Genomic DNA, 13081 nt, shown 5'->3' with positions numbered 1-13081 from the left:
ACACGATGATTTAGATTTAAGCCATTATAACCGGCCCATCCCCGCGCCCTGCTCCAGAAAATCTCTCAGCTCCTGAGCCGCCATCTGCTCCAGGTGATGGCCGGCCTGCCGTTGGGCTTCTGCCACATCGGGGATCCGGTCGCACAGGGCGCCAACCCGAAGGGGAAGAGGTTGGGCTGCCAACCAAGTGCGCGCTGCCGGAGTCACCTGGCCACAGAGGATGAGCAGGGGCTTCTGGGCACAGATAGCCTGCTCCAGCACCGCCCCCACCACCTTTCCCATCGCGCTTTGCTCGTCGAGGCGGCCTTCTCCGGTGACAATCAGATCGCAGCGGCGGATGCGCTCCGGCAGGGCCAATTGCTGGGCCAGCAAGCGGATCCCGGACTCCAGAGTGGCCCCCAAAAAAGCCACCAACCCTGCTCCCGCTCCCCCTGCGGCTCCGGCCCCCGGGATCCTGGCCACGGCCTGGCCCAAATCTCGCTCCACCACTTGAGCCCACTGCTGCAGCGCCTGCTCCAACTGCTGCACCTGGGAAGGGGTGGCGCCCTTCTGGGGGGCAAAGACGGCGGCGGCTCCCAACGGGCCGGTGAGGGGGTTTTGCACATCGCAGAGGCCGCGGACCCGTTTCCCCTGCCAACCAGGCTGTTCGGGGGGCTCGATGCGCGCCAGCCGGGCCAGCTCCGCCCCACCCCAGCCGATGGGATCCCCAGCTCCATCCAACAGGCGATAGCCTAAGGCCTGCGCCATGCCGGCTCCCCCATCCACAGTGGCGGATCCCCCCAGACCTATCCAGATCTCGGCAATAGGCTCTCGGCAGACGGCCCGCAACAGCTCTCCCAGGCCATAAGTGGTGGTGCGGGTGGGATCCCGCCGCTCCGGTGGCACCAAGGTCAGGCCGGCCACCTGGGCCAGCTCCAACAGGGCCAGCTCTCCTGCCACCCCGTACTCCGCCCACACGGGATCCCCCAACGGGCCGGTGACCCATAGGCCCTTCTTCTCTCCCCCCAGCGTCGGCAGCAGTGCCTCTAGGGTGCCCTCTCCCCCATCCGCCAAGGGGATCCGCTCCACCTCGACTTCCGGCAGCACCTGTTGGATCCCGCGGGCCATGCTCTCTGCCGCCGCCGTGGCTGTTAGGGATCCCTTAAAACTATCCGGGCAAACCAAAATCCGCCGCGGTGGGCTGCTGAACTGGGATCCCTTTGCCTGGAAACCCGCATCCAGCATGGAACCTCCTCGGCGGCGCTAAAAGGTGGATTGCAAGCCTAGCCCTCCTCCTCTGCTGGCGAAGGCTGATCCGCGCTGGCAGGCTGGGAGGCACTGCCCAAAGATTGCTCCAGGGCCAGACGCTGCTCCATCACCCGCAGAAAATAGCCGCCCATCATCGCGCCGGAGAGCATTTTCGCCAGGCTCTCGCGGTTGGTAATGATCTGAACCCCGAATTGATCGGAGGGCAAGCTCCCCACCAAGCTGCGGATGTTGTGGCCCAAGATCTCCAGCACTTCCGGGGAAGAATTGCGGGCAATATCCTGAAAGACGCTGGGATCCTGAGATTGCAGGTATTGCCAGAGCCGGTTGTCGGGGCTCGGAGTTTGCACTGCCTCAAAACCAGGGATGAAGTTCAACGGGCTCGCCATGGAGTAACCAAGCTCCACAAACACAGCAGATGCCATCCCAACCGGGCCGCTCGGCCTGATCCCACAGACCTTTGCCGTTCCCGGAATTTGGGCTATCCCAAAGGTAACACCCCATCCTCACCCTCTCCGGTACGGGATCCCACCCTTCTGCGGCGGCAAATGCCGTACCTAAGTAACGGCCGGGGATCAAGCGCTGGCTTCTGAGGTTTCCTCCTCGGCAACCAAGGCAGCGGGTACCACTGTAACTCCCACAATGCTGTCTTCCGGATCCAGGCGCTGCACCAGCACCCCGGTCGCCTCGCGGGACTGGGTGGGAATGGCCTTGGCCAACTGGCGCATGACAATGCCCCTGGCGGTTACCAACAGGATCTCGTCTTCGGCATTGACGATGCGCAGGGCCGCCAGCTCGTCCGACGCCTGGCGGAACTTGGTGGCGATCACCCCCTTGCCGCCGCGGTTTTGCTGGCGGAAATTGTCGATGGCCGAGCGCTTGCCCCGCCCTTCTTTGGTGATCACCAGCACCCAAGGGTTAGCCAGCTTCTCCCCCTCTCGCTCGGCAGCCATCACCGATTCGGCAGAGATAATATCCATGCTGACGATGTCATCGCCGGCGTTGAGGGTAATGGCCCGCACGCCCCGGGTGGCCCGTCCCAGAGGGCGCAGTTGCTCGTCATCCGCCGGGAAGCGAATGGACATGCCTTGGCGGGTCGCCATGACCACATCATCGCTGGAGCGGGCGCGGCGCACCCAGCGCAGTTCGTCGTTTTCTTCCAGAGAGATGGCAATCAGGCCGTTGGAGCGTACATTGGCAAAGGCGCTGAGGGCCGTTTTTTTGATGTAGCCGCCGCGGGTGAGCATCACCAGATATTCGTCGTCGCTGAACTGGCTCACCGGCACCATGGACGTAACCCGCTCTTCCCGGGTGATCGGCAGCAACTGAACGATGGCGCTGCCGCGGGCGGCGCGGCTCCCCTGGGGGATCTGGTGGGCGGGCAGGGTATAGACTACGCCCCGATTGGTGAAAAAGAGGATGGTGTCGTGGCTGCGGCAGGCAAAAAACTGTTCGATGGCATCGTCTTCTTTGATGCGGGCGCCGGCTTTGCCGCGGGTGGCTCGCCCCTGCACCTGGAACTCCTCAAGGCCCATGCGCTTGATATAGCCCTGCTCGGTTAGAAAGATAACCGTCTCCCGATTTTCGATCAGATCATCCGTTCCCAGCTCCCCATCCTCCAAACAGAGGCGGGAACGGCGCGGGCTGGCAAAGCGGGCTTTGAGCTGCTGCAGCTCTTCGCTGATGATCTGCATCACCCGTTCTCGGCGGGCCAGAATATCCCGCAGGTCGGCAATTTGCCTCACCAAGTCTTCGTGCTCGGCCTGGATTTTTTCCGCTTCCAGGGCGGTGAGGCGGCGCAGCTGCATCTGCAGGATCCCGTCGGCTTGGGCTTCACTCAGGCCCAACACCGCCTGCAATTCCTCTCGGGCTGTGGCGGTATCGGCGGCTCCCCGAATGAGGGCAATCACCCGATCCAACTGCCCCAAAGCCAAGAGATAGCCCTGCAGCAGGTGATCCCGCTCTTCGGCTTTTTGCAGCTCGTAGCGGGTGCGCCGCTCGATCACCTCTTCCCGAAAATCCAGAAAAGCCTGCAGCGCGTCCCGCAGGGTCAGGGTGCGCGGCTCGCCGTTGAGGATGGCCAGCATGTTAACCCCAAAGTTGGCCTGCAGGGGGGTTTGCTTGTAGAGGTTGTTGAGCACCACCTGCGGCTGGGCATCCCGCTTCAGCTCGATCACCACCCGCATGCCGCTGCGGTCGCTCTCGTCGCGGATGTCGGCAATGCCTTCCAGCTTTTTCTCGTTGACCAGCTCGGCGATCTTCTCGATCATGGCTGCCTTGTTGGTTTGGTAGGGCAGCTCGGTGATGATGATGGCATCCCGAACCGGTCGGCCCCGTTGCTCTATGGTTTCGACGGTGGCCACCCCCCTCAGGGTGATGGAGCCGCGCCCGGTGGTGTAGGCTTCGCGGATGCCCTCTTGGCCCATGATCAGCGCCCCGGTGGGGAAGTCAGGAGCCGGGATCCACTGCATCAACTCCAGGCTGGTCAGGTTGGGGTTGTGGATGAGGGCGATCAGGCCGTCCACCAATTCGCCCAAGTTGTGGGGCGGGATGTTGGTGGCCATGCCCACGGCAATGCCGGAAGAGCCGTTTAAGAGCAGTTGCGGGATCCGCGCCGGCAGCACCAGGGGTTCTTGCTGGGATCCGTCGTAGTTGCCGACAAAATCGACAGTGTTGGCGTCAATATCTTGGAGCAGGGCTTCTTGGGCAAAGGCAGTCAGCCGACACTCGGTATAGCGCATGGCTGCCGGCGGATCGTTGTCCACAGAGCCGAAGTTGCCATGCCCATCCACCAGCCGCTCCCGCATGGAGAAATCTTGAGCCATGCGCACCAGCGCATCATAGACGGCCTGATCCCCATGGGGATGGTATTTTCCAATTACATCCCCCACCACGCGGGCACACTTGCGGAAGGGGCGATCCGCCGTCAGGCCCAACTCGTGCATAGCGTAGAGAATGCGGCGGTGCACCGGCTTCAGGCCATCCCGCGCATCTGGCAAAGCCCTCCCGACGATCACGCTCATGGCGTATTCCAGGTAGGACTGCGACATCTCCCGCTGCAGGTCGGTGGAGATGATGCGCGCCGTCGATTCGTTGTCGCTCATGGGGTTGGGTTATCGTTGAGGGATCCCAGTCGGCCTTGGCGCAGTGGGTTCATGGAAGTTTATCGAGAAGCCAACCTTGGCCGTGGCAGAGTAAACTACCCGACCCTGACTGCTTCGCAGTACGGGGCGGGCTTTCGGTAGCCCTGCAGTTAGTAAACTAACCACGAGCCTCTGGGCTGGTTTACGGGCAGCCCCAATCGACCGTTACCAGTGCCCTAAACAGCCGTTTCTGGTGTCCGCAGAATTATTATAGCATTCCTCCCGACACTGACCCTACGGGTACAGTGCGGGGCTCCTGCGCTAGTAAGCTGAAGGTGATTGAATTGAGCAGAAAGCTTTTGTATTCCCAGTCTACCATTCGCCCTTTGTGAAGGCCGGCTGACTTCCAGTAGGAGAGGCTCGGTGGTTCATCGGCGGCCCTCTCTACAGCCTCATGGATCGAGATTTACAGGTGGGCCAAGCGGAGCTGATCATTACCCTGACCGGCATCGACGACACCTTTTCCCAAACCATCCATGCTCGCCACTCCTACTTGGCCGATGAGATTCTCTGGAACCACCGATTTGCCGATATTCTCCACCTGGACAGCAATGGGCATCGCTATGTGGACTACTCTCACTTTCACACAACTCTACCGGCTCAAGCCCCATGCCCTCGCTTGGAGGGGAATCCTTGAGGGAAACTATAGAAGAAAATCTATTCTCTAGCATGATCTCTATAGTAACGTTCAATGATAGGCTGCCCATAGCGTGGAGGGCTTTGGGGCATGCTGAGCCAAGCGAAAGAACAACAGTCCGGCAACAGGAGATTTCTGGGTTGGCACCGACGTCTGAGCCTAGACAACTGGCGCGGGGATCTCTTCGGCGGGCTGACGACAGCGATTGTTTCCTTGCCGATGGCCTTGGCCTTTGGGGTGGCTTCGGGGGCAGGGCCGGTGGCGGGCTTGTACGGAGCAGTATGCGTGGGCTTTTTTGCGGCTCTGTTTGGGGGTACGCCCACGCTTATCTCCGAACCCACTGGGCCGATGACTGTGATGATGACGGCGGTGGTTGCTAATGTTACAGCCCGCTATCCGGAGCAGGGGCTGGGGCCGGCCTTCACCGTGGTGATGCTGGGGGGCTTGTTTCAGGTGTTGTTTGGATCCCTGAAACTGGGTAAATACATCACCCTCATGCCCTACAGCGTTATTTCCGGCTTTATGTCCGGGATCGGCTGGATCATGATTTTGCTGCAGATCCCGCCGCTATTGGGCCACGCCAGCCAGGGAGGAGTGATTGGGGCGGTGCAGAACCTACCGACCTACCTGCTCAACCTCAAGATACCAGAGCTGGGGTTGGGGCTGCTGACCCTTGCCATCCTTTTTGGCTATCCCAAGCCCTGGCGACGGGCGGTGCCGCCGCAGTTGGTGGCTTTGGTGCTGGGAACGCTGGTGGCCAGCTTGTTCATGGCCGATGCGGATCTACGGCGCATCGGCTCCATCCCCACTGGCTTGCCGCAAGTGCAATGGCCGCAGTTGCCCTTTTCCTCCCTGGCCAACCTGGTGCTGGATGGAGTGGTGCTGGGGATGCTGGGCTGCATCGATACCCTCTTGACGGCAGTCATTGCCGATAACCTCACCCGCACCCGCCACGACTCCGACCAAGAGCTGATCGGGCAGGGGATCGCCAATATTGTCTCTGGCTTCCTGGGGGGCTTACCGGGAGCCGGCGCCACCATGGGCACAGTGGTGAACATCCAGTCGGGCGGACGTACCCCTCTAGCCGGCATTACCCGAGCGTTAATCCTGCTGATGGTGGTGCTGTTTGCCGCTCCCCTCACGCAAGGGATCCCAATGGCGGTGCTGGCAGGGATCGCCTTTAAGGTGGGGGTGGATATCCTCGACTGGAGCTTCCTGAAACGGGCCCACCGGCTCTCCCTCAAAGGGGCAGCCATCATGTACGGGGTGATGTTCATGACGGTGTTTGTGGATCTCATCGCCGCCGTAGGGGTGGGGGTGTTTGTGGCCAACTTGCTCACTATCCAACGCCTCAGCGAGATCCACTCCGAAGAGGTGAAAGCCATTACCGATGCCGATGATGCGGTGGATCTCACTCCCCGTGAGAGGGAATTGCTGCGCCAGGGATGCGGCCAGGTGTTGCTGTTTTACCTGAGCGGGCCGATGATCTTCGGGGTTTCCCAAGCCATTTCCCGCCAACATCAGGCGGTGGCCTCCTGCCAAGCGCTGGTGGTGGATCTATCAGATGTGCCGATGCTGGGAGTTTCGGCGACGCTATCCTTGGAAAATGCCATTCGCGAGGCCCTGGATCGGGGCAAACAGGTGTGGATTGTTGGGGCCAAGGGCCGGATCCGGCAGCGCCTAGAAAGCCTGCATCTGCCGCTGCCCCCAGAGCGGTTTGTGGACAGCCGTGAGGTGGCTTTGGCCGAGGCTGTTGCCCAGTTGGGCTTGCCGCTCGAGGCCAGTCCCCTGGTTTGAGTAACCCCAATTGGCCTGAGCCACAAAGCTGCGGGATCCGTTTGCCAGATCTAGGTTAAGTCTAAGTCTATGCAATGGAAGGGTCGGGTCGCCTACTTGGCAACCATGCATCGCAAAGAGCAGGTCATCGGCCCTCTCTTGGCCGAACATTTGGGGATCCAAGTTCAAGTAGTAGCTTTCGACACCGACCAACTGGGCACCTTCTCGCGGGAGCGGCCCCGACCGGGGGATCCCATCCACACTCTGCGCCTGAAGATTGCAAGGGCTTTGCAGGATCATCCTGAAGCTCTGGGCTTGGCCAGCGAGGGATCCTTTGGCCCCCACCCCCAGATCCCTTGGATCCCTTGGAATCAGGAGTGGGTCATGCTCAGGGTTTTTGAACCCGGCGCGGAGCCCTTGGAGCTGGTCGGCTATGCAGAGAGCACCCAAACCAATTTCAGCCATCGCTGGGTACACAGCTTTGCAGAGGCGCTGGACTTTGCCCAGAAAGCGGGTTTTCCCCAGCATGCCCTGATTGCCCTCGACCGGCCAGAAAAGCCTCAGGTCATCCACAAAGGAATCCAAGATGAAGAGACCCTGAAGCAGGTGGTGGGGGAGCTGCTGGCTCGGCAGGGTGGCCTGCATCTGGAAACCGACATGCGGGCCCTGTACAACCCAACCCGGCTCCAAGTCATCGCAGCCGCCACCCAAAACCTAATCGCCAAAGCCCAAAGCCTGTGCCCGGCCTGCGGCACTCCTGGCTACTGGCAGATCCGCTCGGTCTCTGGACTGCCCTGCGGTCAATGTGGCGCCCCTACCCCTGTGACCAAGGCATGGGTATATGGCTGTTCCCGCTGTTCCCACACCCACACCGAGCCTGTGGCAGAGCCCTGGGCGGATCCCGCTCAGTGTGCCTTTTGTAATCCCTAGCTTTGTCCCAAGCTTGACGTCAAGCCCAGGCTTTCATCCCCCCAGAGGGGCTGATGTAAGAAAATAGGGATCCAACCCAGTGGATCCCTACTTAACTTAACGACTTGAATGTCAGCGTAAGGACTCTGGGAACTAGAAAGCAAACACAGCCCGCAAGACACCCACGCCGATGGTTGGATCGGTATCCCCAGACTTGCTAGGCCCACCATTGGGATTGCTCACAAAGTAGGCTGCCGGGGTAAGGGTGAGGTACTCGTTCACCGGGAAGCTGTAGTAAACATCCACGATGAAAGGACGGCTGTCAAAAACTCCCTCCTCGGTGCTGACAATCGGTTGGCCAAACACCACACCGCCCTGAGCACCCTCAATGAAGAGATCCGGGAAAGCAAAGCCAAAGAGGAAACCATTAAAGTTTTCCTCACCCGGATCCACAGTGCCAGCTGGCACCACGTTGGGCAAGTTGTAATCCACATTGCCAGCAGTAAACCAGCCGGATACGGTAATTCGAGGGCTAAGCTCCCAGTTGGCTGCCACCGAGAAAGCATTGACACGGGCAGAAACATCTACCCTCTCTACCCTCGTCCCCCGCAGAGGGCCACGGAAAAGAGCTGTACCGTTGGCCAAGAACTCAGGGCCATCGTTTGCCTTCTGCAGATAGGTACTGGCAAACTGCAGGTAGATCTCCAGGTTTTCGTTCGGCAGGAAGCCCAGCTCCACCGCGTGGGCACTGTCGCTACCGGTTATACCGCTGTCGCCGAAGCCCTTGCCCAAGGCTTGAGCGTTCCTGGTGCTGTAGCTGTAGGCCAAGCGTAGTTGATCCGAGAGTCGGTAGCGGAAGCCAAACAGAGCTCCACCTGGCACGTCCGCCGTGGAGTTGGGAGCATCAGCAAAGTCGGAGAGAGCTTCGAAGGGTGTGCTGTAGTTGAATACATCGAACACACCTGAGCCAACGATACCCGTGTAGATGGTAGCTGCTTGGTTGAAAGCTGGGAATTGGTAGATCAGCTTGGCCAGGGTGAAAGTGCCGCCGCCACGGCCGCCAAACTCAAGGCCGGGATCCCCATCAAAGAACTCAGTCACAGCATCGCGAGCTTGGAGACGAATGCGCAGGCGATCGCGACCCACAAAAGAAGCATCGAAGTTCAAGCGTACCCGATAGGGAAGAGTCATGTTGGCTTGGTTTTGCTCGGCTACTACCTTCCCATCAACAACTCTGTCTTCCGTGAGAGCGCTGCCTACAACAGCGGCGATGACTTGGGCATTCAACTTGGTAACCGGGTTGAAGACCTTCCCTTTCAAATCAGTAACATCGGCTTCCAGGGCATCCACCCGCCCGCGCAGGGCTGCCAGCTCAGCAGCAAATTCCTCTTGCAAGCGCTGCAGAGTGGCCAAGTCTTCCTTGGAGACTTTGTCGGCCAAACCGGCTGCAATCAACTCATTGATGCGATCCAAGCAGGCGTTCATACCGGCGGCAAACTCAAAGCGAGTCATAGCCCGGTTGCCGCGGAAGGTGCGGTCGGGGTAGCCGGCAATACAACCGTAGCGCTCCACCAAGGATTGCAGCGCTTGGAAGGCCCAGTCGGTGGGCTGCACATCCGAAAGCTCAGAGATGGAGGTGACCGGCCCGGTAGCTTGGGCATAAGCCACTCCAGGGGTCAAGACTGCCGCTGCACCCAGAGTGCCGGCCAGCAGCGTTTTCCAGTAGTTCGCGTGTTTCACGGGCATGTTTCTCTCCTTGTTCTTTTCCTCACACCTTTTTGGCTGTAGGGATGTCTTCTAGAGGTAACCAATTGCCTAACTCAAGAACAAGTCTGGCAACTGCGGACTTTGGTGAAGACATGATGTGGAGATTATGATACTGCCGAAGTCCACATCCTCTTGCTGTCCGGTCTGCCCTACAGTTAATGCGGTGTCCCCACATCTGTGGCCAAGACATGGGTATCTGTTCCCGCCATTCTCACACCTACACCGAGCCTGTGGCAAAGACCTGGGCAGATCTCACGCAGTGCGCTTTTTGTAGCCCATGGCCTCGTCTTAAGCTCAACCTCAAGCTCTTCAATGCCAGCATCCTTATCCCCACAGAGGAGTTGATTATTCTTATTTAATGAAGAGATCCACCGTAGTGGATCCCTGCCTGGCAATTTGGCTGTAAGCGTGAGGAGCTATGAACTAGAAAGTAAACACAGCTCGCAAAGCCCCCACGCCAATGGTTGGGTCGTTGTCTCCGGGTCTGCCGCCATTGGGGTTGCTCACAAAGTAGGCAGCAGGCGTTAGAGTAATGTACTCGTTGACCGGGAAGCTGTAGTAGACGTCCACAACGAAGGGGCGAGTATCCCACACTCCGTCGTTGTCGGCAGTCACAATTGGCTGGCCAAACACAATACCACCTTTGGCACCCTCCACGAAGAGGTCGGGGAAAACAAAGCCAAGGAGGAGACCGTTAAAGTCTTCCTCTCCCGGATCAACAGTACCAGCCGGTACCACATTGGGCAGGTTGTAATCCACATTGCCAGCCGTAAACCAGCCAGACAAGGTAATGCGAGGGCTGATCTCCCAGTTGGCTGCGAACGTAAAAGCATTCACCCGTGCAGAGACATCTACCCGAGTTCCTCTTACCGGTCCACGGACCGGTCCACGGAAGAGACTTTTACCCGTGGCCAGGAAGGTGGGGCCGTCGTTCGCCTGCTGCAGGTAGGTGGAAGCAAATTGGAGGTAGAACTCCAGACCCTTTGTCGGCAAGAAGCCCAGCTCAACGACGTGGGCGCTATCATCACCTGTCAAGCCACTGTCGCCAAAGCCTCTCCCCAAGGCTTGCCCTCTTCTGGTGCTGTAGGCGTAGGCTAAACGAAACTGGTCACTCAGGCGATAGCGGAAGCCAAATAGGGTTCCGCTGGGCACATCTGCCGTAGATTTGGGAGGATCGGCAAACTTCGACAGGGCATCAAAGGGCGTGCTGTACTGCAGAACGCCCCCCACTCCCGTACCCGTAATGCCCGTGTAGATAGTAGCAGCGCGGTCGAAAGCAGGGAATTGATAAACCAGCTGGGCCAGGGTGAAAGTGCCACCGCCACCACCGCCAAAGCCAAGGCCGGGATCCCCATCAAAGAACTCAGTCACAGCATCGCGAGCTTGGAGACGAATGCGCAGGCGATCGCGACCCACAAAAGAAGCATCGAAGTTCAAGCGTACCCGATAGGGAAGAGTCATGTTGGCTTGGTTTTGCTCGGCTACTACCTTCCCATCAACAACTCTGTCTTCCGTGAGAGCGCTGCCTACAACAGCGGCGATGACTTGGGCATTCAACTTGGTAACCGGGTTGAAGACCTTCCCTTTCAAATCAGTAACATCGGCTTCCAGGGCATCCACCCGCCCGCGCAGGGCTGCCAGCTCAGCAGCAAATTCCTCTTGCAAGCGCTGCAGAGTGGCCAAGTCTTCCTTGGAGACTTTGTCGGCCAAACCGGCTGCAATCAACTCATTGATGCGATCCAAGCAGGCGTTCATACCGGCGGCAAACTCAAAGCGAGTCATAGCCCGGTTGCCGCGGAAGGTGCGGTCGGGGTAGCCGGCAATACAACCGTAGCGCTCCACCAAGGATTGCAGCGCTTGGAAAGCCCAGTCGGTGGGCTGCACATCCGAAAGCTCAGAGATGGAGGTGACCGGCCCGGTAGCTTGGGCATAAGCCACTCCAGGGGTCAGGATTGCTGCTGCACCCAGAGTGCCGGCCAGCAGCGTTTTCCAGTAGTTCGCGTGTTTCGCGGGCATGTTTCTCTCCTTGTTCTTTTCCTCACACCTTTTTGGCTGTAGGGATGTCCTCATAGAAGCGACAAACTGCCTACCTCAACAACGAGCCTGGCAATTGGGGACTCTGGGAAGACATAATACAGCCGAAATCCACATCGTCTACCACTTTACACACTTTCTGGGCAAGACTCAATGCGAGACCCAACTGCGGTAGATGATCGAGGCTCGATATCCACTACTCTACCTCAGGGATCCGGCTCTGGCTAGCGGGTGTATCTCAAACTGAGACAGAGCTCTCAAGCTGCAAGCTCCGGTGGGGATGGGCGGTACCGGACTCGAACCAGTGACATCCTGCTTGTAAGGCAGGCGCTCTACCGCTGAGCTAACCGCCCCCGAGGGATCCCAGTCCACCGAGTTTAGCATTCCCAAGGGACTATTTCCCCATGCCCAGGCTTTGCGCCTTCTGGTACACCTTCCCCTCGGTGAGCAGGGAAGGGGCAATGCAGATCTCCACCTGCTGCATTTCTCGAAGATTGGCAGCCCCCAAGGTGGCCATGCTGGTGCGCAGGGCGCCCCAGAGGTTGTGGGTACCGTCGTCCAGGCGGGCGGGGCCGCGCAAGATTTCTTCCAAGGTGCCGGTGGATCCCACGCGGATGCGGGTGCCGCGGGGCAAGATGGGGCTGGGGGTGGCCATGCCCCAGTGAAAGCCGCGACCGGGGGCTTCATGGGCGCGGGCCAAGGGGGATCCGATCATCACTGCGTCCGCTCCACAGGCGATGGCCTTGCAAATATCGCCGCCGGTCACCAATCCGCCATCGGCAATGATGGGAACGTAGGCGCCGGTTTCCGCCAAAAACTGCTCCCGTGCAGCGGCACAGTCGGCAATCGCTGTAGCCTGTGGTACCCCCACCCCCAGCACGCCCCGGGAAGTACAGGCAGCGCCAGGGCCGATCCCCACCAGGACACCGGCAGCTCCGGCCTGCATCAGCTCCAGGGCGACATCGTAGGTGACGCAGTTGCCCACCACAACAGGAATGGGCATCGACCGGCAAAATTGGGCCAGATCCAGCTTCTGCATGCCCTCGGGCACCTTGTGGTGGACGGAAACTACCGTGGCCTGAACGAAGAACAGATCCCCCCCGGCTTCAGCCACCAGGGGGCCGTATTGGGCGGCGTGGGCGGGCACACTGCTGGCTGCTGCAATGGCGCCACCGGCCTTGATTTGGCGGATGCGCTCTTGAATCAGATCCGGCTTTACAGGTTCGCTGTAGAGGCGCTGCATCAGAGGCACAAACTCGTCTTTGCCCACCGACGCGATCTGAGCCAAAACCTCATCGGGATCGGCGTAGCGGGTTTGGATGCCATCCAGGTTCAACACCCCGAAAGCTCCCAGCTCCGAGAGCAAAATGGCCATTCGCACATCCACCACGCCATCCATGGCGCTGGCGATGATGGGGATTTGCCGTTGGATCCCTCCCAGAGTGAAGTGGGTGTCCACCAGGCTGGGATCCAGCGTTCGTCTGCCTGGGGCCAGCGCGATTTCATCCAGCCCGTAAGCGCGTCTTGCCTGCCGATTGCGGCCCAGTTGCACGTCCATTTTTCCCCTGTT

Annotated in this window: 9 protein-coding genes and 1 tRNA gene; 3 read left to right on the top strand and 7 right to left on the bottom strand. The window is 59.7% G+C overall.

The window, feature by feature from the left end:
- Positions 1-24 precede the first annotated feature (24 nt).
- The 3 genes from ACVW0B_RS09375 to gyrA all read right to left on the bottom strand — a co-directional run bounded on the left by ACVW0B_RS09375 (position 25) and on the right by gyrA (position 4349).
- On the bottom strand, positions 25-1224 hold the full coding sequence (locus ACVW0B_RS09375; RefSeq protein ID WP_457491525.1) for a glycerate kinase family protein: 1200 nt from the start codon (positions 1222-1224) through the stop codon (positions 25-27).
- Positions 1225-1262: 38 nt separating this feature from the next.
- A complete protein-coding gene (locus ACVW0B_RS09370; RefSeq protein ID WP_011433215.1) occupies positions 1263-1634 on the bottom strand; it encodes a DUF760 domain-containing protein in 372 nt (123 codons plus the stop codon).
- Positions 1635-1820: 186 nt separating this feature from the next.
- Positions 1821-4349 (bottom strand): DNA gyrase subunit A, encoded by a 2529-nt coding sequence (gene gyrA / locus ACVW0B_RS09365; RefSeq protein ID WP_414351725.1) that lies wholly within the window; start codon positions 4347-4349, stop codon positions 1821-1823.
- 409 nt (positions 4350-4758) lie between these two features.
- Here gyrA and ACVW0B_RS09360 point away from each other — a divergent pair, with 409 nt between their 5' ends.
- The 3 genes from ACVW0B_RS09360 (at position 4759) to ACVW0B_RS09350 (ending at position 7731) form a co-directional block, all read left to right on the top strand.
- Positions 4759-5025 (top strand): hypothetical protein, encoded by a 267-nt coding sequence (locus ACVW0B_RS09360; protein ID WP_255344550.1) that lies wholly within the window; start codon positions 4759-4761, stop codon positions 5023-5025.
- 90 nt (positions 5026-5115) lie between these two features.
- Positions 5116-6822 (top strand): SulP family inorganic anion transporter, encoded by a 1707-nt coding sequence (locus ACVW0B_RS09355; RefSeq protein WP_457491524.1) that lies wholly within the window; start codon positions 5116-5118, stop codon positions 6820-6822.
- A 69-nt stretch (positions 6823-6891) separates the two neighbouring features.
- Positions 6892-7731, top strand: coding sequence for a DUF6671 family protein (locus tag ACVW0B_RS09350; RefSeq protein ID WP_457491523.1), 840 nt, complete (start codon positions 6892-6894; stop codon positions 7729-7731).
- Between the two features lie 132 nt (positions 7732-7863).
- Here ACVW0B_RS09350 and ACVW0B_RS09345 read toward each other — a convergent pair whose 3' ends face one another.
- From ACVW0B_RS09345 to ACVW0B_RS09330, 4 genes are all read right to left on the bottom strand, one after another.
- Positions 7864-9456: an iron uptake porin gene (locus ACVW0B_RS09345; protein WP_457491522.1), complete on the bottom strand. Its 1593-nt coding sequence runs from the start codon at positions 9454-9456 to the stop codon at positions 7864-7866.
- 444 nt (positions 9457-9900) lie between these two features.
- Positions 9901-11493: an iron uptake porin gene (locus tag ACVW0B_RS09340; RefSeq protein WP_457491521.1), complete on the bottom strand. Its 1593-nt coding sequence runs from the start codon at positions 11491-11493 to the stop codon at positions 9901-9903.
- A 299-nt stretch (positions 11494-11792) separates the two neighbouring features.
- Positions 11793-11864 (bottom strand) — tRNA-Val (locus ACVW0B_RS09335).
- A 41-nt stretch (positions 11865-11905) separates the two neighbouring features.
- A complete protein-coding gene (locus ACVW0B_RS09330; RefSeq protein WP_457491520.1) occupies positions 11906-13069 on the bottom strand; it encodes a GuaB3 family IMP dehydrogenase-related protein in 1164 nt (387 codons plus the stop codon).
- Between the last annotated feature and the right edge of the window lie 12 nt (positions 13070-13081).

This window comes from Thermostichus sp. MS-CIW-23 (assembly GCF_054059455.1).
This window is presented reverse-complemented; position numbering and strand designations above follow the sequence as displayed.